Origin of the sequence: Burkholderia sp. AU32262 (genome assembly GCF_020419985.1) — a bacterium.
In the GTDB taxonomy this organism is placed as follows: Bacteria; Pseudomonadota; Gammaproteobacteria; order Burkholderiales; family Burkholderiaceae; genus Burkholderia; species Burkholderia semiarida.
This window is the reverse complement of sequence record NZ_JAIZRS010000013.1, coordinates 1-19,749: the sequence shown is the minus strand read 5'-3', so window position 1 is coordinate 19,749 and position 19,749 is coordinate 1. Positions and strand designations below refer to the sequence as shown.

Sequence of the window (19,749 nt, the reverse complement as noted above, 5' to 3'; positions counted from 1 at the left end):
GGGGATGCCTCGATGCCGGTGGCGTGACGCGCGCAGCGGACGACACCGGGCAGGCGTGTTGTGCGAACCAGTTTAGAGAAACGCGCGCGAGCGGCTATCGGTCATGCGCCCGGAACCCGGTGGTAAACGACACGCGGGCAGCCGCGCCGGTCGCGCGTGGTCGGGCCTCGGCCCGAAGTGCACGCTCATCTCGCCGCGCGCCTGCTGGCGGAAACCAGCAACGCGACGAACGCCGCTTCGTCCGCGCGCAGGCCGCGCGGCGTACGCCGGACCGCGAGCGTGGCGAGCGCGCCGGACTCGAACGCGTCGAGCACGGCCGGATGAATGTAGCAGCGCCGGCAGACGGCCGGCGTGTTGCGCAGCAGGTCGGCCACCGCTCGCACGGTTTCGACGATCTGCTTGCGCGCATGCGTGACGCCGCGATGCGGCGTGCGCCGCAACAATCCCAGCGCGTGCACGCTGCCGGCCCACGTCCGGTAATCCTTCGCGGTGAAATCGGCGCCGCCGGCCTCGCGCAGGTAGTCGTTCACGTCGGACGACCCGACCGGATGGCGTACGCCGTCGTCGTCCACATACTGGAACAGCTCGTGACCGGGCAGCTCCGCGCAGCGCCGCACGATCCGCGCGACCCGCGCGTCGTCGACCGTCACGTCGTGTTCGATCCCGCTCTTGCCGGCGAAGCGCAGGCGCACCCGGCCGGGCTGGATCTTCAAATGGCGCTTGCGCAGCGTCGTCAGCCCGTACGAGCCGTTTTCGCGCGCGTATTCCGCGTTGCCGATCCGCGCGAGCGTCGTGTCGAGCAAGCGGACGATCGTCGCGACGACCTTGTCGCGCGGCATGCCCGGCAACGCCAGATCGCGCGTGACGCGCGCGCGGATACGCGGCGGCGCCCGCGCGAACGCGGCCATCCGCGCGTACTTGTTCGCATCGCGGGTCGCGCGCCACTGCGGGTGATAGCGATACTGCTTGCGCCCGCGCGCGTCGCGGCCCGTCGCCTGCAGATGGCCGAGCGGATCCGCGCAGATCCACACGTCGGTATAGGCGGGCGGGATCGCGAGCGCGTCGATGCGGGCGATTTCCGCGGCATCGCGAATGCGTGTGCCGTCCTGCGCGTAGTACGCGAAGCCGTTGCGCAGCCGGCGGCGCGTGTAGCCGGGGTGGCGGTCGTCGACATGGCGCAGTGCGGCGACCGTGCCGGAAGCGTGCTGCTTCATGCCGCGGGGCGCCGGCCGGCGACGGCGACGGCGGCGGTGCGCGGCGACCCGCGTTCACGTGCAGCGATCATGCTTGTCTCCTTGGGTTCGCGTGAAGGGCGGGCGTCCGGCATGGGGTGCGAACAGCCATGGCGAGGGAGCAAGAACCGTGCGCCGCCCCGCGCGGGGCGGCCAGCGCGGTTAGGTGTTTATACGTATGCCGATTCGGATATCAGCCCAATCCAACATTTCATTGGAAGGTTATCGGACTTGTTCCTAGACTGATGCGGGGCATGTATACCGCGCCGGCCGGACACGCCGGCCGACGCAGCCCGATCCGCGCCAGCGCCAAGCAGAAACACAACAGCGCCGCGGCACACAACGACATCATCGGAGACGGACCATGACATTCATCAGGAAGCTGGCGGCAGGCGCGATCGTCGCCGCGGCGACGGTGCTGGCAGGCGGCGCGCACGCGCAGCAAAAGCCGATCACGCTCGGGTTCTCGCAAGTCGGCGCTGAAAGCGCATGGCGCACCGCGAACACCGTGTCGGTGAAGAGTGCAGCGAAGGACGCCGGCATCAACCTGAAGTTTTCCGACGCACAGCAGAAGCAGGAGAACCAGATTCGCGCGATCCGCTCGTTCATCGCGCAGAAGGTCGACGTGATCGCGTTCTCGCCGGTCGTCGAATCGGGCTGGGAGCCCGTGCTGACCGAGGCGAAGGCCGCGCATATCCCCGTGATCCTGACCGACCGCGGCGTCGACGTGAAGGACCCGTCGCTGTACGTGACGATGATCGGCTCCGACTTCCTCGAGGAAGGACGGCGCGCGGGGCACTGGCTGGAAGAGCGCTACAAGAACGACGCAGGCCCGATCAATATCGTCGAGCTGCAGGGCACGGTCGGCTCCGCGCCGGCCAACGATCGCCGCGCGGGCCTGCTCGAAGTGATCAAGAACAATCCGAAATTCAAGGTGATCGCCTCGCAGAGCGGCGACTTCACGCTCGCCGGCGGCAAGCAGGTGATGGAAGCGTTCGCGAAGACCTACGGCAAGCAGATCAACGTCGTCTACGCGCACAACGACGACATGGCGCTCGGCGCGATCCAGGCGATGGAAGAGGCCGGCATCAAGCCCGGCAAGGACGTGAGCGTCGTGTCGTTCGATGCGACGAAGGGCGGCTTCCAGGCGATGGTCGCGGGCAAGATCAACGTCGACGTCGAATGCAGCCCGCTGCTCGGCCCGCAACTGATGAGCGCGGTGAAGGACGTCGTCGCAGGCAAGCAGTTGCCCAAGCGCATCGTGACCAACGAGACGGTGTTCCCGATGAACGTCGCGGCGCAGGTGCTGCCGACCCGCAAGTACTGACCTGTCCGCCCCGGGCGGCGGCCTGGCGGCCGCCGTCCGGCGACGCTTCGAGGGAGGCTGCATGCAGAGTCCGCCGGTGGTCGAGATGATCGGCATCGACAAGTCGTTTCCGGGTGTCAGCGCGCTGCAGCGCGTCGATTTCCGGCTGTTTCCGGGCGAGATCCACGCGTTGATGGGCCAGAACGGCGCGGGCAAGTCGACGCTGATCAACGTGCTCACCGGTGTGCATGCGCACGATGCGGGCGAGATTCGCGTCGGCGGCGCGCCGGTGAACTTCGCCGCGCCGCGCGAGGCGGAGGCGGCCGGGATCCAGACGCTGTACCAGGAAGTGAACCTGTGCGCGAACCTGTCGGTCGCGGAGAACATCTTCGCGGGCCGGCAGCCGATGCGGCGCGGCGCGATCGACTGGAACACGATTCATGCACGGGCGCGCGACGCGCTCGCCGAACTCGACCTGTCGCTCGACGTCACGCGCTCGCTCGACGCGTATCCGATCGCCGTGCAGCAGATGGTCGCGATCGCGCGCGCGGTGTCGGTCGACGCACGCGTGCTGATTCTCGACGAGCCGACCTCGAGCCTCGACGACGGCGAGGTCGCGCGGCTGTTCGACGTGCTGCGCCGGCTGAAGGCGTCCGGCATCGCGATCCTGTTCGTCACGCATTTTCTCGAGCAGACCTATGCGGTGTCCGACCGGATCACCGTGATGCGCAACGGCGAGCGCGAAGGCGAATACCTCGCGCGCGACCTGCCGGTCGACGTGCTGGTCGCGAAGATGACCGGCCGCGAACGCATGTCCGACACGCTGCAGGCGGGCGCGGCGGCGGTCGAGCGTGACGCCGCGGCCGCCGCGCCGTTCCTGTCGATGCGGCAGGTCGGCCGGCGCGGGATGATGAGCGCGCTCGATCTCGACGTGCGCCCCGGCGAGATCGTCGGGCTGGCCGGGCTGCTCGGCTCGGGCCGCACCGAAACCGCGCAACTGGCGTTCGCCGCGGCGCGCCCGGATACCGGCGCGATCGAGATCGACGGCGCGCGCAAGCGGCTCGCGTCGCCGCACGACGCGGTGCGTAACGGCATCGCGTACTGCCCGGAAGACCGCAAGAAGGAGGGCATCGTCGCCGCGCTGTCGATCCGCGAGAACATCGTGCTCGCGCTGCAGGCGCGGCGCGGCTGGTGGCGGCTGATCGGGCGGGCGCGCCAGCGCGAGATCGCCGACACGTATATCGCGCGGCTCGGCATCAAGGCGCGCGACGCGGAGCAGCCGATCGGGCTGCTGTCGGGCGGCAACCAGCAGAAGGTGCTGCTCGCGCGCTGGCTCGCGACGGACCCGAAGCTGCTGATTCTCGACGAGCCGACGCGCGGCATCGACGTCGCCGCGAAGTTCGACATCATGGAGCGCGTGCTGGCGTTGTGCGCGCAGGGGCTGGCGATCCTGTTCATCTCGTCGGAGATCGGCGAGGTCGTGCGCGTGAGCCACCGGATCGCGGTGCTGCGCGACCGGCGCAAGGTCGCGGAATTGACGGGCGCCGATGCGTCCGAGGAGCAGGTTTACCGGTTGATCGCGGGAGGTCAGTCATGACGCGCTTGCGCACGCTGTTTCGTCATCCGCTCGCGTGGCCGGTGCTGACGCTCGCGCTGCTGTTCGCGCTGGACGTCGCGCATCGTCCGGGTTTCCTGTCGATCGTGCTGCTCGACGGCCACCTGTTCGGCGCGCCGATCGACATCCTGAATCGCGCGGCGCCGCTCGTGATCGTGTCGCTCGGGATGACGCTCGTGATCGCGACGCGCGGCATCGACATCTCGGTCGGCGCGATCGTCGCGATCGCAGGCGCCGCGGCCGCGACCGTGCTCGAGGCGGACCCGTCGCGGGTCGGCGCGGCGCTGGCCGCGGCGCTCGGCGTCGGGCTGCTGGCCGGCGCGTGGAACGGGCTGCTCGTCGCGTTCGTCGGGATGCAGCCGATCATCGCGACGCTGATCCTGATGGTGGCCGGGCGCGGCGTCGCGCAACTGCTGACGGGCGGCCAGATCATCCCGATCGGCGCGCCCGGCTATCTCGCGCTCGGCGGCGGCTATCTCGCGACCGTGCCGTGCGCGGTGTGGATCGCCGTCGCGACGATCGGCGCGATCGCGTTGCTCGTGAACCGCACGGCGCTCGGGCTGTTCATTCGCGCGATCGGCGTGAACCCGGTCGCGACGCGGCTCGTCGGGCTACGCTCGGGCGCGATCGTGTTCGGCGTGTATCTGTGCTCCGGCGTGATGTCGGCGCTCGCGGGCATTCTCGCGAGCTCGAACGTGCGCAGCGCCGACGGCAACAACGCCGGGCTGCTGCTCGAGCTCGACGCGATCCTCGCGGTCACGCTCGGCGGCACGTCGCTGCTCGGCGGCCGCTTCAGCCTCGCGGGCTCGGTGCTCGGCGCGCTGATCATCCAGACGCTGACCTACACGACCTATTCGATCGGCGTGCCGCCGGAGGCGACGCTCGTCGTCAAGGCGGTCGTCGTGATCGTCGTGACGCTGATCCAGTCGGACGCGGCGCGCGCGCTGCTGGTGCGGCACGCGTCGCGGCTGCTGCCTTTCGCGCGATCGCGCGCCACCACCACCGGAGCGACGCCGCGATGAACCGTTTCCTTGGCCGCCTCGCCGATCCGCGCACGCTGCCGATCGTCGTGACGATCGTGCTGTTCGTCGCGCTGTTCGGCTTCGGGTCCGTGATGTACACGGGCTTTTTCTCGATGCAGGTGCTGACCGGGCTGCTCGTCGACAACGCGTTCCTGCTGATCGTCGCGATCGGCATGACGTTCGTGATCGTGTCGGGCGGCATCGACCTGTCGGTCGGCTCCGTCGTTGCGCTGACAACGATCTTCTGCGCGGTCGGCGCCGAACGGCTGCACTGGCCCGTGTGGGCGATCGTGCCGCTGGTGCTCGCGTTCGGCGCGCTGTATGGCGCGGCGATGGGCGCGCTGATCCACTATTTCCGGTTGCAGCCGTTCATCGTCACGCTCGCCGGGATGTTCCTCGCGCGCGGCGCGTGCTTCCTGATCACGACGCAGTCGATCACGATCAACGCGCCGGCGTTCCATGCGATCGCGGGCATCAGCGTGCCGGTCGGCGGCGGCACGCTGAGCGCCGGCGCGCTGATCGCGCTCGCGACGCTGGCCGTCGCGATCTACGTCGCGCATTTCACGCGCTTCGGCCGCAACGTGTATGCGGTCGGCGGCAACGAACGCTCGGCGCTGCTGATGGGCTTGCCGGTCGCGCGCACGAAGATCGGCGTCTATGCGCTGAGCGGCTTCTGTTCGGCGCTCGGCGGCGTGGTGTTCACGCTGTACGTGCTGTCGGGCTACGGGCTACAGGCGCAGGGAATGGAGCTCGACGCGATCGCCGCGACCGTGATCGGCGGCACGCTGCTGACGGGCGGCGTGGGCTACGTGATCGGTTCGGTGTTCGGGGTCGGCATCCTCGGCACGATCCAGGTGCTGATCACGTTCGACGGCACGCTGAGTTCGTGGTGGACGCGGATCGTGATCGGTGCGCTGCTGTGCGTGTTCTGCGTGCTGCAGCGGGTCATCGAGCGGCACGCGACGCGGCGGCGCACCGGCGGCACCGGCCTCGGCGCGCGGCGGCCGGCGCGCGATGCCGCGCCCGCGCGGCCGGCGCCGCCCGAAGAGGACGTCGCGCTGGTCTCGACGATGCGGCGGTCGTAGCGCGCCCGGCCACCCTTGCGCGGAGAGTGCGAAATGAAGCGCGATGGTCCGGTGACGGGCGTGGCCGATGCGCGGCCGGCGAGCATGGCCGCCCGCGCCGTCAGGCCGGCCCGGTCGCGTCCGCCTCGGTGTCGAACGACGTATCCGCGACGCGCGTGCGCTTCAGCGAGCCGGCCAGTTTTTCGATTGCGTGCAGATCCAGCGCATCGAGGTGCTCGCGCATTTCCTGCACGAACGGCGCATGATCCGGTTCGGCCACATACCGGCCGAGCCATTCCTCGATATCGGTCAGCCGGCCTTCGCCGGCGAGCACGATCAGTTCGGCGAGCGCATCGGCGGGCGGGCTGCGCATCGCGGGCGCGGCGCTGGCCGGCGCCGCTTCGTCGGCGGGATCGAACCGCCTGACGAGCCCCGACACCGGCGCGAGCGCGTGGCCGAGGGCCGGCGCGACGACCGCGAACGAGAACGTCGTGCCGACGCCCGGCTGGCTCGCGACGGCCAGCTCGCCGCCCATCGCGGCGACGATGCGCTGCGCGATGAACAGGCCCAGCCCGGTGCCGCCGTTCACGGCCTGCACCTGCTGGTACGCGCGGAAGATGTCGGCGGTCGCGCCGATGTCGATGCCGATGCCCGTGTCGGCCACCTCGAACAGCAGGCGCCATGCATCGCCTTCGCGCGCCGCGTGAACCGACAGCGTGACCGTGCCGTTGCGCGTGAATTTCGATGCGTTCGACAACAGGTTCAGCAGCACCTGTTGCAGCCGGATACCGTCGATCAGCACCGTGCGCGGCAGCGGCGTGACGGGTTGGTAGACGAACCGGTTGTCCTGCTGCGCGCATAGCGCGACCGCGTAGTGGCCGATGTCGTCCAGCAGCCCGGGCAGGTCGGTGCGGTCGGGCGCGACGCCGAGCGGCTGGAGTTCGGCCTTCGTGAACGCGAGCAATTCGTCGATCAGCGTGAGCTGGTAGCGGATGCTGCGGTCGATCGACCGGATCAGCCGCGCCTGGCCGTGCGTCGCGCCTTCCAGCAGCAGCTTCGCATAGCCGTTGATCGTCGACAGCGGCGCGCGCAGGTCGTGGCTGACATAGCCGAGCGTCTCGATCTTCTGCTGCATGTGCGTCCTCGACTCCTGCAATGCATCGTTGAGCGCCACCGTGCGGCGCGCGACTTCGTCGCGCAGCCGGTCCTGCTCGGTGAGCTGCCAGTGCTCGAGCCGCTTGCGCGCCTCGGTGCGCTGCCGGCCCACGTGGTGGATCCACGCGGCCAGCACCAGCAGGTGCGTCGCGAGCCCGATGATCGCGATGACGGGGTTCGGAAAGACGTCGGACCGGATCCACGAGAGCAGCGGCGGCAGCGCATCGCGGCCGTCGAGCAAGCGGATCAGCATGTTGAACGTCGCGAACGCCACCGCGATCAACATCACGCGGGCCGTCGGCGTGCGCCGGATCACGAGCGTCAGCGCCAGGCTGATGTTCACGACCGCGAGCACGGTGTTCAGCCACAGGCAGAACCGGGCGAAGGTCGCCAGATCGCCGAACGCCGCGCCGGCGATCCCCGCGCATTCGAGCGCGAGAAACACCACGTACACCGCGCGCATCGGCATCCTCGCCTTCTCGCGATGCGCGACCATCAGGATGAACACGATGAAGCACGCGACCGACAGGTACACGAAGATCGTTTCGCCGCGCGTCGACCACTCGCGCGCGCCGGGCGACAAGGCCATCGCGAGATAGCCGCGATACGCGGCCTCGAACAGCGCGGTGTTCAGGGTCAGCACGGCCAGCACGAGGAACACGCCGCTGCGCGAGAAAAAGCCGATCAGCAGCGCACACCAGACGAGGGCGAGCAACCCGCCGAAGAAGCCGAAGTTCCACATCGACGCGTGCAATTCCTGCGCGGTCCACGCGTCGCGGGTGAACGCGACCGGCGCGAGCCGCATTTCCTTGCGCGACGTGATGCGGATCAGCACGGGGAGCCGTTCGCCCGCGGGCAGCGTGACGTCGAGGGTCGGGTAGCGCGACGGCGCGTCGCGCGCATCGCCGCGATCGGCCGGGAAGCTGCGCTCGAGCATCCATTGGCCGTGCAGCGCGACATAGAAGTCGGCCCGGTCGACGCGCGCATCGCGAATCGCGAGCACCAGCGGGCGCGTCTCGCTGTCGCGGTTGACCAGCGTCGCGCGCACCCACCATGCCGAGCGCGAAAACATCACGTTGAACGAGGGCGCGGTTGCCGTGGCTGCGTGGCGGGCCGGGTCGGCGAGCCGGGCGGCGACCGCGTCGACGGACAGCGCCCCGCCGGCGTCCTCGAAAACCGATACGGCTTCGAGTCCCGCGGCGTTCGGCGTCGTCGCGGCGCGGGCCGTCGCACATGTGACGGCCAGCGCCGCGAGCAGCAGGAGCACCGCGCGACATCCGGCCGTCCATGCCGCGTATTGCCTACGCATCGCCGTGGCGCCCCGCCGGTGCGGCCGGCGCGTCGACCGCGTGGCGCTGGCGCCGCCAGTCGGACGGCGTGATGCCGAAGCGCTCGCGGAACGCCGTCGCGAAATTGCCGGGCGTGGAAAAGCCGATTTCCTCGGCGATGTCGCCGATCCCCATCGACGTTTCCGCCAGGAAGTGCATCGCGGCGCGCAGGCGCGTGTCGCGCAGGTACTCGAATACGGTCTGGCCGAGATGGTCGCGGAATACGCGGGACAGCCGCTTCTCGTGCGTACCGACCTGCTTCGCGAGATCCTCGAGCGCCGGCGGATGGCGCAGGTTGCGCAGCAGCACGTCGCTCGCCGCGCGCACGAGCGCCGCATCGGGGTTGTCGGGCAATTCGGGCAGGTGCGCGAACGGCTGGCTGCGTCGCACGCGCTTCAGGTGATTGCGAACCCGCGCGATGACTTCCGCCGGCTCGAACGGCTTGACGATGTAGTCGATCGCACCCGTTTCGAGCCCCGCGATCCGATCCTCGAGGTCGCCCGCGGCCGTCAGGATGATGACCGGAATGGATTGCGTGGACGGTGTGGACGCCAGCAGCCGGCTCGCGGCGAAACCGTCCATGCGCGGCATGCGCACGTCCATCAGGATCAGATCGGGCGCGATCGCTTGCGCGCGGTGATAGGCCTGCAGTCCGTCGAACGCGACGCTGATCCGGCACTGCGCGGTGCGCAGGATTTCGGTCAGGAGCCGCAGGTCGTTCGGCCGATCGTCGACGATGAGAATATGCGCGCCAGCGAGATCCGGCGTGATGCGAGGCGATGCCGGACTGGGCAGGCGGGATGGCATGGTTGCGAACGCGTGGGAAGGAGTGGCCTGTCAGGTCGGGGGCAGTGCTATCTGCACGATTGTTGCAAAAAATTATATGCCGACGGCAACCTCGATTGTGAGGATTCCGTGCGGCGCGTGTGGGCTTGTCGCACGGGCGTAGTGGCGGCAGCGCGGTGGTGTTGTCCGCCCTAGACAAAACGGAGCGGAAAAATGTGCCGAACCGATTTCGCCGGTTTCGGACTTTATTTCCGATTTAATGATTTGAAGAGCTGGAGTGGCCCGGACGATGAATTCGTGCGTGAGATATCGAAATTCGCTGTATCGGTGTAAATCGAATCCGCTCGTTTCTCGTCATCCCGGTTAAGTTTTCGTTGATATCGGGTCGATATTCTTGTTGGCGGAAAATCGCGTTTGCCGAAAAATATGTATGAATGTAAATGCCGTCCGCTCCGGAAAAGGGTTTTTCCGCTGCGGAAAAGGTTTGTTTGGACGAATGCCTGCACACTAGCCCCGGTGCGGCTGGAATCGGTTCTTTCGCTGCTTCGGATTGCCGGGAGGATTGCTGTCGTCGCCGCCGCTTTCATGGCAGCCGACATTCGATGGCGCATTGAATGATGGTATTCCCGGATGTTGGGAATGCCGGTAACAAAAGAATAACGGGCACGAGGGTAATGAAAACGTCATGATTCGCGAGATTTTTCGACATACAGGACGAATCGAGAAATGACGGGTTGGGCTGGGTGCAAGGCATCGAGCGAGAAGAAAATCGTCAAGTAAATTCGATCGATTAATTCGATGCCGGGGCCGTGCGGTGAGTAGCCGGCTTTTCCGGGAAATCCGGAAAAGCCGGTCGCCCGCCGGACGGAAAAGGGGTGAGCGACTTCGTGTGAGCCGTCGGGCGCTGTATCGATCCCGCAGGCCGCGCGCGGCGCTCTTCGAATCAGGCGGATACGAAAAACATGAATACGACAAGCATGGCAGGTCAGCGCGCCGGGTCGATCGATCCGGTGCGGGCTGTCAGCGTCGGCGATCCGGCGGCGCGTGCGTCAGATCCGGGGACTGCATGGCGCCTTTCACCGCCTGAATGACATATGACGGGCCGCCCGCGATGCGGGCCGGCATCCGTTCGTCCAGCGTCCGAGCGACGCTTTTCCAATGAGATTCGAAGTTGCCCTTCGGCGGGTGCGGCGGTGTGCGCGCGCGGATTCGCGGTGCGTCGTGCGCCGTGTCGCCGCCGGGCGGGCGATGTCGACTTCCGTGAATCGATAACCGGTGATCGCCATCGCGCATCGTGCCGAACGGGCATGCGCGGCGGTCGGTCGCGCACTCGCGATATGGGGCGAGCGTGTCAGGCAACGCTGTTCGTAGTTTTGATTAGTGATACGAAGTGAGAAGCGAGGCGTCGCGAGACAGGCGCAAGCGGAGCAGGTCCGCGCCGCGCCTGGCGCCGCGTTCGCTGTTGTGTCATCCAGCACATGAGAACCGAGGGAACACAAGATGAACAAGTCGTTCAAGTCGATCTGGAACGAAGCACTGGGCGCCTGGGTTGCGGCGTCGGAGCTCGATCGTGCGCGCGGCAAGCGGGTCGCGTCGTCGAGAAGCGCGTCCGTGCATGCGGCAGACGCGGGCATCGCGACGAAGCCGGCGCTCTCGCCCAGACGGCTCGTCGTGATGATGACGGCCGCGTATCTCGGGCTGTTCCAGGCCGGTGCGCATGCGCAATATTCGGCGGGTGGCGGCTCCGCGACCGGGGGCGCCAGTTCGACGGCGATCGGCAACGGTTCCGTGGCGTCGCAGGTGAATGCGACCTCTTACGGCAATCTGTCGACGGCGGCTGGCCTGTCGTCCACGGCGATCGGCCCCGGCGCGCATGCAATGGCCGATGGCGGGACGGCCATCGGCATCAATTCGCAGGTGACCGGCTTCAACGGCGTGGCGCTGGGCGTGCAGTCGATTGGCAGCGGCACTTTTTCAGTTGCCGTCGGCAATCTCTCGAGCGCGACCCAAAACGGCGCGGTGGCGATGGGCAGCGGCGCGGCTGCGACCGGCGCTTCGGCCATCGGGCTCGGCAACAACGCGCTGGCGTCCGGCCAGTATGCGGCCGCGCTCGGTCTCGGCGCGAGTGCGGTGGGCGCTCAAAGCGTCTCGCTCGGCTATGCGTCGAACGCAACCGATACGGGCTCGGTCGCGCTCGGCAATCAGTCGACGAGTTCGGGAGCGGCCGGCGTCGCGGTGGGCAGCGGCGCGCTGGCTTCCGGTAATTCCGGCGTCGCGATGGGCGTCAACAGCGGCGCGAAGGGCACGTCGTCGATCGCGATCGGCTGGGGCGGCACCGCGGGCGTGCCCGGCTCGGGCACGCAGTCGCTCGGCGCCAATTCGATCGCGATGGGCTCGAATACGACGGCCAGCGCCAACAATGCGCTTGCGTTCGGCGTGAACACAGTCGGATCGGGCGTCAGTTCGGTCGCGATCGGCATTCAATCGAGCGCGACGCAGCAGTTCGGCCTGGCGTTGGGCAATCTCGCGCTCGCCGCCGGCGCAGGGGGCACGGCCCTGGGCTCCAGCGCGACGGCATCGCAGACCAACGCGTTCGCGGCGGGCACCTCTAGCAAGGCGACCGCCACCAATGCGATCGCGCTGGGCACGCAGGCCACGTCCGCCGCCACGAACACGGTCGCCCTGGGGGCCGCGTCTTCGGCGATCGACGACGGCAGTGTTGCCATCGGCGCATCGTCGATCGCCGGCAACAGCACCGGCACGCCGACCTATCGTGCTACGGCGGTCGGTACCGGCAGCCAGGCGACAGGTCAGTTCTCGTCCGCATTCGGCGCGACCGCGGTCGCGACGGGTACTGCCGCCGTGGCGATCGGCGATGCCGCCAATGCGTCGGCCACCAACGCGATTGCCATGGGCAGCAGCGCCGCCGCCGATTCCGGCAACGCCGTCGCGATCGGCACGGGCGCCACCGCGACGGGCGGCACCGCGGTTTCCATCGGCGCGGGCAACACTGCGGTCGGCAACGGTGCGGTAGCGATCGGCGATCCGAGTTACGCCAGCGGCACCGGTGCTTTCACGGGTGGGGCGAACAACATCGCCAATAGCGACGGCACCGCATCTGCGACGGTCACCAATCAAGCCAATGGCGCGGTGGCGATCGGCAACAACAACAAGGCGATCGGTCAGGGCAGCGTCGCATTGGGCAACGGTTCGACGGCGGGTGCGGCGGGGATGGCCGGCAATATCGCGTTGGGTGACGGCGCGACGGCGGCGACCCGCGCCGGCGACGTCGCGCTCGGCTCCGGGTCGGTGACGGCCGCGCCGAATCCGACGTCGACCGGCACCATCGGCGGCGTCACGTACACGTTCAACGGCGTCAATCCGACCAGCGTCGTCAGCGTCGGCGCGGCGGGCAGCGAGCGCCAGATCACCAACGTCGCGGCCGGGCGAATCAGTTCGTCGAGCACGGACGCGATCAACGGATCGCAACTCGCCGCGACGAACACCGCGCTCGATTCGCTGTCGACGTCGACGGCGTCGAGCATCACGTCGCTGTCCACGTCTACGTCCACCGGCATCGGTTCGTTGTCCACCGGGTTGAGCTCGACCATTAGCTCGGTGGCGTCGCTGTCCACGTCGACGTCGACGGGCATCAGTTCGCTGTCCACCGGCCTGAGCTCGACCAACAGCACGATCACGTCGCTGTCGACTTCGACCTCGACCGTCGTCGGCTCGCTGTCCACGGGCCTGAGCTCGACGAACAGCAACCTGACGTCGCTGTCGACTTCGACGTCGACCGTCGCCGGCTCGCTGTCCACCGGCTTGAGCTCGACCAACAGCACGATCACGTCGCTGTCGACTTCGACGTCGACGGTCGTCGGTTCGCTGTCCACCGGCCTGAGCTCGACGAACAGCAGCCTGACCTCGCTGTCCACGGCCACGTCGACCGGCATCGGCTCGCTGTCCACCAGCCTGAGCTCGATCACGAACAACAACACGAACCTCGGCAACAGCACGGCCGGTGCGATCGGCGGCGGCGCCACCTACGATCCGACCACCGGCACGATCTCGGCGCCGTCGTACGTGACGTACAACAGCGACGGTTCCACGACGATCAACAACAACGTCGGCTCGGCGATCGACAACATCAACGCGAACGGCATCAAGTACTTCCACGCGAATTCGACCGCGCCGGACAGCCAGGCGCTCGGCCTCGACAGCGTCGCGATCGGCCCGAACGCGATCTCGCGCGTGGACGGCAGCATCGCGCTCGGATTGGGCTCGGTCGCCGACCGCGCGACGGCGCCGTCGTCCGGCATCATCCGCAACGGCAGCGCGTCGATCCCGTTCGACACGACCGACCAGACGCTGCTCGGCGCGGTATCGGTCGGCGACGCGACGAACAGGACCTACCGCCAGATCACCAACGTCGCCGACGGCACCGGCCAGCAGGATGCGGTAACGGTGCGGCAGTTGACCGGCGCGCTGCAATCGTTCGCGGTGACGGGCCAGAAGTACTTCCACGCGAATTCGACGGCGGGGGATTCGCTGGCCGTCGGCGCGGAATCGATCGCGGTCGGGCCGACGACGGTCGTCAACGGCGACAACGGCGTGGGTATCGGCAACGGTGCGATCGTCGACCAGACCGCGCCGGGCGGGGTCGCGATCGGCCAGGCGGCGAGTTCCGCGCAGGCCGACGCGATCGCGCTGGGCAGCGGCGCGACTGCGACCGGCGCGCAGTCGGTCGCGCAGGGCGCGAATGCGGTGGCGGTCAGCGTGGGCAGCGTCGCGCTCGGCTCGGGTGCACGCGGCAGCGCGACCGATGCGCTCGCGCTCGGCGCCGGCGCATCGGCGACGTTCGCGAACAGCGTCGCGCTCGGCGCCGGTTCGCTGACCACGGTCGGCGCGCTGACGAACTACGTCGCGTACGGGCTGAGCAGCCCGCAGTCGTCGGCCGGCGAAGTGAACATCGGCAATCGCCAGATCACTGGGCTCGCGGCCGGCAAGAACGGCACCGACGCGGTGAACGTGTCGCAGCTCGATTCGGTCGCGAACCAGTTGACGACGCTGATCGACCAGCGTACGACCAACCTCGGCGGGCAGTACACGACGAACCCGACCGGCGGCAACGTGCCGCCGGGGGCGAGCGGCTCGAACTCGTCGGCGGGCGGCTCGGGCGCGGTCGCGTCGGGCTCCAACAGCACGGCGGTCGGCAACGGTTCGACGGCGTCGGGCAACGGCTCGACGGCGATCGGCGTCGGCTCGACCGCGTCGGGCAACAACTCGACGGCGATCGGCACGGGCAGCAACGACGGCGGGCGCTCGAACGTGGTCGCGGTCGGCTCGGCGGATTCGGCGCGGCAGGTCGTGAACGTCGCGGCGGGCACGCAGGGCACCGACGCGGTGAACGTGAACCAGTTGAACGCGGTATCGAACCAGTTCACGCAGTCGCTGAACACGGTCAACAACCAGCTCACGCAGATGCAGCAGCAGATCCAGCAGACCGATTCGATGGCCCGCGAGGGGATCGCCGCGACCGCCGCGATGGCGTCGATCCCGCACATGGACCGCGATTCGAACTTCGCGATGGGGGTCGGCACGGCGACGTTCCAGGGCCAGAAGGCCATGGCGGTCGGTGTGCAGGCGCGCGTCACGGAGAACCTGAAGGCGACGCTGAACGGCGGCTTCGCCGGCAGCCAGCGCGTGGTCGGCGCGGGCATGCTGTACCAGTGGAAGTGATCGCGCGCAGCGGTTCGTTCCGGCACGCGTTGCCGGAGCGGGCCGCGCCGAACGCAAACACGCGCGGATGCGTCGCGACATCGCGCCGCACGCGCCGTGCTCATCGCATTCTCGGAGTCATCAAGTGAAAAACATCCATCTTGCCCTGCTGGCGTCCGTCGTTTCCCTCGCGGCCTGTTCGAGTGCGTCGGGGCCGACGTACAACGCGTACGAACTGCAGCCGCGAAACGGCATCCGGACGTTCCAGGTCGACTGCCACGGCATCCTGTCGAGCGCGAAGACCTGCATGAAGGTCGCGACGCGCATGTGCGGCAACGAGGCCGTGCGCCTCGTCGACACCACCACGCCGTACCGCGACGGCGCCGATGCGCATTCGATCGTGTTCCAGTGCGGCGCGGCGCCCGCGCCGGCCGCCGAGGCCGTTACGCCGGCGCCCGTGCCGGCCGAAAAAGTGAGCCTGACCGGCGATGCATACTTCGCGACCGACTCGGCCGTGCTGACGCCGGCCGCGACCGCCGCGCTCGACACGCTGCTGAGCCGGCAGAGCGACAAGCATTTCGCGCGCGTGGAAGTGGACGGCTATACCGACGCGACCGGCTCGGATGCGCACAATCAGGCGCTGTCGAAGCGCCGGGCGGATGCCGTCGCCGGCTATCTGCGCGAGCACGGGCTGAAGGCCGATGCGTTTGCCGCGGTCGGCCACGGGGAGGCGAACCCGGCGGCATCGAACGATACCGCCGAAGGACGCGCGCGCAATCGTCGCGTGGAAATCTCGCTGCAGAAGTAGGACGCTGCAAGCCGGTTGCCGCAAGCGTGGCCGTCGAAGCCGGACGGCTCGCTTGCGGCAATGATGCTCGGCGTGGACGACGAGTGGCGCGAACCGCCCGTCCGCGGCGTGCGAACGCAGGGTTCGTCGCATCGACGCCGCCGACGCGGGGCGACTGGCGTCCGGCACGCGGATCGCCCTGCGCACCGGGCCGCGGATCGGCGCTCAGTGCCTGATCATGCAGACGGCCACGATCTCGTACCCCGGGTCGGCATGCGCGCTCGCGGCTTTCTCCGCTTCGTCGTACGAATCGAAGGAGGCCGCGTCTTCGATGGCCGGCGCCATGCCGATATCGCCGTCCTCGGCGGTGCAGAGGAACTGCTCGCCGGTCTTCACGACGTAGATGGACATCATGATTCCCTCCATGGTTTGCAGGGGGAAGTTCCAGTCTAGCAGGCGCGAAGCAAGCCGGCGGCCGACGTGAATCCCGATTGTCAATCGGGGCCGGTTGGTTGATTCATCCCGCCGCGAAGGGTCGGATTCGCGGCCTTGGGCCGCAGCCGGGCCGTGACGCGCGCGGCTGCGCAAAGCCGTGCACAATACGCGCATGCGCACCCCAGATCTTGAATCCCTCGTCGCCGTCACCATGCCCTTCGGAAAATACAAAGGGCGACTCCTTGCCGACCTGCCCGGGCCTTACCTCAACTGGCTGGCGCGTGAAGGCTTCCCGCGCGGCGAAATCGGCCGGCAGCTCGCGCTGATGCACGAGATCGACCATAACGGCCTGAGGCGCCTGCTCGAGCCGCTGCGCAAACCCGCGTAGCGCGACCGCGGGTCGCACGCCCGACAACGCCGGCAGTCGCGCTTCGGGCGGCCGTCAAACCGCCTGATCCTGCACGGTCGCCGCTGCTTTCCGGCGCGCCGCTGCATTCGTGGGCATCACCACCGCCGTGCCCTCCACGACGACGAGGCCGTCGACTTCGCAGCGCGTTTCCAGCACGACCCGACGCCGGCTCGCGAGAATCTCCTTGACCGTCACCGTCGCGCAGACCGTTTCGCCCAGCTTGACCGGGCGGCGGAATTGCAGATCCTGCGACAGATAGATCGAGCCGGGCCCTGGCAGATGCGTCGCGATCGCCGCCGATATCACGGAGGCGGACAACATGCCGTGCGCGATGCGGCCGCCGAAAAAAGTTCGCTGCGCATAGGCCTCGTCGAGATGCACGGGGTTCCGGTCGCCGGTCGCGTTCGCGAACAGCAGCACGTCGTGCTCGGAAAGAGTTTTCGAAAAGCACGCGTTCATGCCGGGCATGAGATCCTCGAGATCGTATCCGCCTTCGTCGTTCATCGTCGTTTCCTGTGTCGTTCGTGCCGCATGGTGTGGGAGAGAGGTGGAACGCGGTCGTCTTCATGCCTGCACGTCGTCGTGCTCGCGCGCCGCATGCGGAGCCGCCGAGGCGAACGAACGGCTCGCCTCGGCGAGCGCCCATTGCACGGCCAGCACGCCGGCATGAGGCAACGCGGCGACGATGGCCTCGACGATCTCGGGTCGCGATGCGCCCGACCGCCGTGCGTCGCGGATGTGCGCGGCGAGCGCGTCGGCGTCGGCATTGCGCGCGAGGCAGGTCAGGCACGCGATTGCCGTCAGGTGGCGCGCCTTCGCCTGCTCGACCGGCTCATCGCCCGATGCCGCGCTGGCCAGCCGATCGATGCCACGCTCGATCGCGGACGACATGTCCACAAAGCCGCCTACCGCGTCCGACGGATACAGGTCGCGTTGCAGCGCATGCCGCTCGGCCGGTGCATCGGCCTGGATTCCCGCCGAGTCGTCCGGCGCCCCATTGAGCGCACTGAACGCATCGAACGCGTCGAGCACGATGCGCGACACGGGCAGTACGAGCGGCCAGCCGATGTAGCCGGTCAGTTGAATCAATACCTCCGTCAGTTCGCCGCGCGTCCAGCCCGCGTGCAGGCAGTCGTTCACGTGTACGCGAACCGCATCGTGCCGGTTTTCGCGCGCGATGACGATGGCAAGCGCGGCGAGCCGGCGCTCTTTCGGCGTCAGCGCATCGAACGGCCGTTGCCGGCGCTCAAGCAACGTGGCGATCGTCGCTTCGGGATCCTCTAAAAAATCGACGTCGACGTCGATATCGATGGCACGTTCGCGCAACAACCCGGCGATGTGGCGTATCGCGGCCGCGGCCACCGGCACGCCTGCGTAATGGAGCGTCTCGAACGCCGTGTCGAGCACCGCGTGCGGCGTCCAGCCGGTATTCAACATGCCGCCCGCATGGTATTTCAGTGCGCCATCCGCATTGCCCATCGTCGCGAGTACCGCGACCGTCACGAGTTCCCGGTGCTTCAGCGAGAGGTTGGGGCGGGCGATGATGTCGGCATATGCGCCCTCGACGAGCAATCGCTTGAAATCGGGGTCGAGACGGTCGAGTGCCGCGCTCAGCCCGACGAAGCCTTCGTCGCCGATCGCGTGTATGACGGACATGCCGAGTTCATGCCGGGTGATCGTATTCGTACGCATGGAAGGCCGATGGTTGAACGCGGAGTGTCGTGACGTCAGCGATGATATTCGTCCGTTCGACAATCAAATTTGAACTTTTTTCACTTTTCATCGGCGCACGCTTTTCGCCGTCTAGAATCCATCCGGTCAAGAACCGACGATTCATTTTCGATCTGAAAAATCGGGATGGTGATGACGGGGCCTGCATATCAATGCGACTGGAGAATACGATGCTGAAGCTTCATGAAAAAGTCGCCCTCGTGACCGGGGGAAGTTCGGGTATCGGCCGGACCACGGCGTTGTTGTTTGCCAGGGAAGGCGCGCGGGTCGCGATCGCGTCGCGCCGCATCGACGAAGGTCTGGCCGTCGTCGAGGAGATCCGCCGCGCGGGCGGCGAAGCGCTGTTCGTGAAGACCGATGTATCGAGCGCGGAGGATTGCGCGCGGATGGTCGCGCAGACCGTGCACGAATTCGGCAGGCTCGATATTGCGTTCAACAACGCCGGCGTGGAGGCATTCGGCAAAGCCGTGGCCGATACCGACGAGGCGAGCTGGGATTACGTGATGAATATCAATCTGAAAGGGATGTTCCTTTCGATGAAATACGAAATTCCCGAAATGCTGAAAGCGGGCAGCGGTGCGATCGTCAATATGTCGTCCACTTATGGCCTCGTGGCGTCTGCATTCGGCGGCTGCAGTTATCACGCGTCGAAGGCCGGGATTCTCGGGCTGACGAAAGCGGCCGCGCTCGAATACGCGAAGCAGAATATCCGTGTCAATGCGATCTGCCCGGCGTTCGTGGCGACGGCGATGGTGGAGAAGTTTCTCGATGAAACCGGCATGACCGACCAGATCAAGGCGTTTCATCCGGTCGGCCGGCTGGGCACCGAACAGGAAATCGCCGAGGCGGTCGCGTTCCTCGCGAGCGACGCGTCTTCGTTCATGACCGGTACCGCACTGTCGGTGGACGGCGGGATGGCCGCGGCCTAGTGTCCTGTTCCGCTGATTCGCGAGCAAAGTCGATGCAGCTTTTCGAGGATGGAATCGGCTGACGCGGTCCAGACGAACGGTTTGCAGTTTTCGTTGTAGTGGGAAACGAATTGATCGATTCGCTTGACCAGTTGTTTGACCGAGCCGAACGAGCCTCTACGAATCGCCTTGTCGGTGATCAACGCAAAGAAGCGTTCGACCTGGTTGAGCCACGAACTGTAGGTGGGAATGA

General features: G+C 67.6%; 15 protein-coding genes and 1 pseudogene. 8 read left to right on the top strand and 8 right to left on the bottom strand.

The annotated features are described in order from the left end of the window. Positions 1 to 185: 185 nt before the first annotated feature. Positions 186 to 1,214, bottom strand: coding sequence for a DNA topoisomerase IB (locus LGN10_RS16960; protein WP_226224360.1), 1,029 nt, complete (start codon positions 1,212 to 1,214; stop codon positions 186 to 188). Between the two features lie 382 nt (positions 1,215 to 1,596). On the opposite strand from LGN10_RS16960, the gene LGN10_RS16955 reads away from it, so the two are divergent. The 4 genes from LGN10_RS16955 to yjfF all read left to right on the top strand — a co-directional run bounded on the left by LGN10_RS16955 (position 1,597) and on the right by yjfF (position 6,260). Beyond that, complete coding sequence (locus tag LGN10_RS16955; RefSeq protein ID WP_059583802.1) at positions 1,597 to 2,559, top strand: ABC transporter substrate-binding protein; 963 nt, start codon at positions 1,597 to 1,599, stop codon at positions 2,557 to 2,559. Positions 2,560 to 2,620: 61 nt separating this feature from the next. Continuing rightward, complete coding sequence (locus LGN10_RS16950; RefSeq protein ID WP_059583800.1) at positions 2,621 to 4,135, top strand: sugar ABC transporter ATP-binding protein; 1,515 nt, start codon at positions 2,621 to 2,623, stop codon at positions 4,133 to 4,135. Then, on the top strand, positions 4,132 to 5,175 hold the full coding sequence (locus LGN10_RS16945) for an ABC transporter permease (protein ID WP_059583798.1): 1,044 nt from the start codon (positions 4,132 to 4,134) through the stop codon (positions 5,173 to 5,175). The genes LGN10_RS16950 and LGN10_RS16945 overlap by 4 nt, the downstream gene beginning before the upstream one ends. Further along, positions 5,172 to 6,260 carry a galactofuranose ABC transporter, permease protein YjfF gene (yjfF, locus tag LGN10_RS16940; RefSeq protein ID WP_226224358.1) on the top strand — a complete coding sequence of 363 codons (1,089 nt, stop codon included), beginning with the start codon at positions 5,172 to 5,174 and terminating at the stop codon, positions 6,258 to 6,260. Before LGN10_RS16945 ends, yjfF begins: the two co-directional genes overlap by 4 nt. A 100-nt stretch (positions 6,261 to 6,360) precedes the next feature. On the opposite strand, the gene LGN10_RS16935 is transcribed toward yjfF, so the two are convergent. From LGN10_RS16935 to LGN10_RS16925, 3 genes are all read right to left on the bottom strand, one after another. Further along, positions 6,361 to 8,703: a sensor histidine kinase gene (locus LGN10_RS16935; protein ID WP_226224357.1), complete on the bottom strand. Its 2,343-nt coding sequence runs from the start codon at positions 8,701 to 8,703 to the stop codon at positions 6,361 to 6,363. Next, positions 8,696 to 9,529, bottom strand: a complete 834-nt coding sequence (locus LGN10_RS16930) for a response regulator (protein WP_059583794.1) — start codon at positions 9,527 to 9,529, stop codon at positions 8,696 to 8,698. The genes LGN10_RS16935 and LGN10_RS16930 overlap by 8 nt, the downstream gene beginning before the upstream one ends. A gap of 999 nt (positions 9,530 to 10,528) precedes the next feature. Then, positions 10,529 to 10,867, bottom strand: a complete 339-nt coding sequence (locus LGN10_RS16925; RefSeq protein ID WP_226224356.1) for a hypothetical protein — start codon at positions 10,865 to 10,867, stop codon at positions 10,529 to 10,531. A 141-nt stretch (positions 10,868 to 11,008) separates the two neighbouring features. Between LGN10_RS16925 and LGN10_RS16920 the strand changes: the two genes are divergently transcribed. Both LGN10_RS16920 and LGN10_RS16915 read left to right on the top strand, forming a co-directional pair. Then, a complete protein-coding gene (locus LGN10_RS16920) occupies positions 11,009 to 15,247 on the top strand; it encodes a YadA-like family protein (protein WP_226224355.1) in 4,239 nt (1,412 codons plus the stop codon). Positions 15,248 to 15,371: 124 nt separating this feature from the next. Further along, positions 15,372 to 16,034 carry an OmpA family protein gene (locus tag LGN10_RS16915; protein ID WP_059583790.1) on the top strand — a complete coding sequence of 221 codons (663 nt, stop codon included), beginning with the start codon at positions 15,372 to 15,374 and terminating at the stop codon, positions 16,032 to 16,034. Positions 16,035 to 16,238: 204 nt separating this feature from the next. On the opposite strand, the gene LGN10_RS16910 is transcribed toward LGN10_RS16915, so the two are convergent. Next, positions 16,239 to 16,427: a hypothetical protein gene (locus LGN10_RS16910; RefSeq protein ID WP_226224354.1), complete on the bottom strand. Its 189-nt coding sequence runs from the start codon at positions 16,425 to 16,427 to the stop codon at positions 16,239 to 16,241. A gap of 193 nt (positions 16,428 to 16,620) precedes the next feature. Here LGN10_RS16910 and LGN10_RS16905 point away from each other — a divergent pair, with 193 nt between their 5' ends. After that, positions 16,621 to 16,836: a DUF3820 family protein gene (locus LGN10_RS16905; protein WP_089466228.1), complete on the top strand. Its 216-nt coding sequence runs from the start codon at positions 16,621 to 16,623 to the stop codon at positions 16,834 to 16,836. 54 nt (positions 16,837 to 16,890) lie between these two features. On the opposite strand, the gene LGN10_RS16900 is transcribed toward LGN10_RS16905, so the two are convergent. After that, entirely contained in the window at positions 16,891 to 17,361 is a 471-nt protein-coding gene (locus tag LGN10_RS16900; protein WP_089466227.1) for a MaoC family dehydratase, read from the bottom strand. Between the two features lie 60 nt (positions 17,362 to 17,421). Beyond that, a complete protein-coding gene (locus LGN10_RS16895) occupies positions 17,422 to 18,513 on the bottom strand; it encodes a carboxymuconolactone decarboxylase family protein (RefSeq protein WP_226224353.1) in 1,092 nt (363 codons plus the stop codon). Between the two features lie 245 nt (positions 18,514 to 18,758). On the opposite strand from LGN10_RS16895, the gene LGN10_RS16890 reads away from it, so the two are divergent. After that, positions 18,759 to 19,517 (top strand): SDR family NAD(P)-dependent oxidoreductase, encoded by a 759-nt coding sequence (locus LGN10_RS16890; RefSeq protein WP_059583783.1) that lies wholly within the window; start codon positions 18,759 to 18,761, stop codon positions 19,515 to 19,517. On the opposite strand, the pseudogene LGN10_RS16885 reads toward LGN10_RS16890, so the two are convergent. Continuing rightward, positions 19,514 to 19,749 (bottom strand): annotated as a pseudogene (locus LGN10_RS16885) (IS630 family transposase); the annotation flags it as partial. The gene LGN10_RS16890 and the pseudogene LGN10_RS16885 sit on opposite strands and share 4 nt — an antisense overlap.

What these genes read in the sequence shown, in the direction of transcription:
- LGN10_RS16920 (WP_226224355.1), top strand. Translation starts at nt 11,009, where the DNA reads ATGAACAAGTCGTTCAAGTCGATCTGGAACGAAGCACTGGGCGCCTGG.
- LGN10_RS16910 (WP_226224354.1), bottom strand. Translation starts at nt 16,427, where the DNA reads ATGATGTCCATCTACGTCGTGAAGACCGGCGAGCAGTTCCTCTGCACC.
- LGN10_RS16955 (WP_059583802.1), top strand. Translation starts at nt 1,597, where the DNA reads ATGACATTCATCAGGAAGCTGGCGGCAGGCGCGATCGTCGCCGCGGCG.
- LGN10_RS16960 (WP_226224360.1), bottom strand. Translation starts at nt 1,214, where the DNA reads ATGAAGCAGCACGCTTCCGGCACGGTCGCCGCACTGCGCCATGTCGAC.
- LGN10_RS16900 (WP_089466227.1), bottom strand. Translation starts at nt 17,361, where the DNA reads ATGAACGACGAAGGCGGATACGATCTCGAGGATCTCATGCCCGGCATG.
- LGN10_RS16945 (WP_059583798.1), top strand. Translation starts at nt 4,132, where the DNA reads ATGACGCGCTTGCGCACGCTGTTTCGTCATCCGCTCGCGTGGCCGGTG.
- LGN10_RS16905 (WP_089466228.1), top strand. Translation starts at nt 16,621, where the DNA reads ATGCGCACCCCAGATCTTGAATCCCTCGTCGCCGTCACCATGCCCTTC.
- yjfF (WP_226224358.1), top strand. Translation starts at nt 5,172, where the DNA reads ATGAACCGTTTCCTTGGCCGCCTCGCCGATCCGCGCACGCTGCCGATC.
- LGN10_RS16930 (WP_059583794.1), bottom strand. Translation starts at nt 9,529, where the DNA reads ATGCCATCCCGCCTGCCCAGTCCGGCATCGCCTCGCATCACGCCGGAT.
- LGN10_RS16895 (WP_226224353.1), bottom strand. Translation starts at nt 18,513, where the DNA reads ATGTCCGTCATACACGCGATCGGCGACGAAGGCTTCGTCGGGCTGAGC.
- LGN10_RS16890 (WP_059583783.1), top strand. Translation starts at nt 18,759, where the DNA reads ATGCTGAAGCTTCATGAAAAAGTCGCCCTCGTGACCGGGGGAAGTTCG.
- LGN10_RS16935 (WP_226224357.1), bottom strand. Translation starts at nt 8,703, where the DNA reads ATGCGTAGGCAATACGCGGCATGGACGGCCGGATGTCGCGCGGTGCTC.
- LGN10_RS16950 (WP_059583800.1), top strand. Translation starts at nt 2,621, where the DNA reads ATGCAGAGTCCGCCGGTGGTCGAGATGATCGGCATCGACAAGTCGTTT.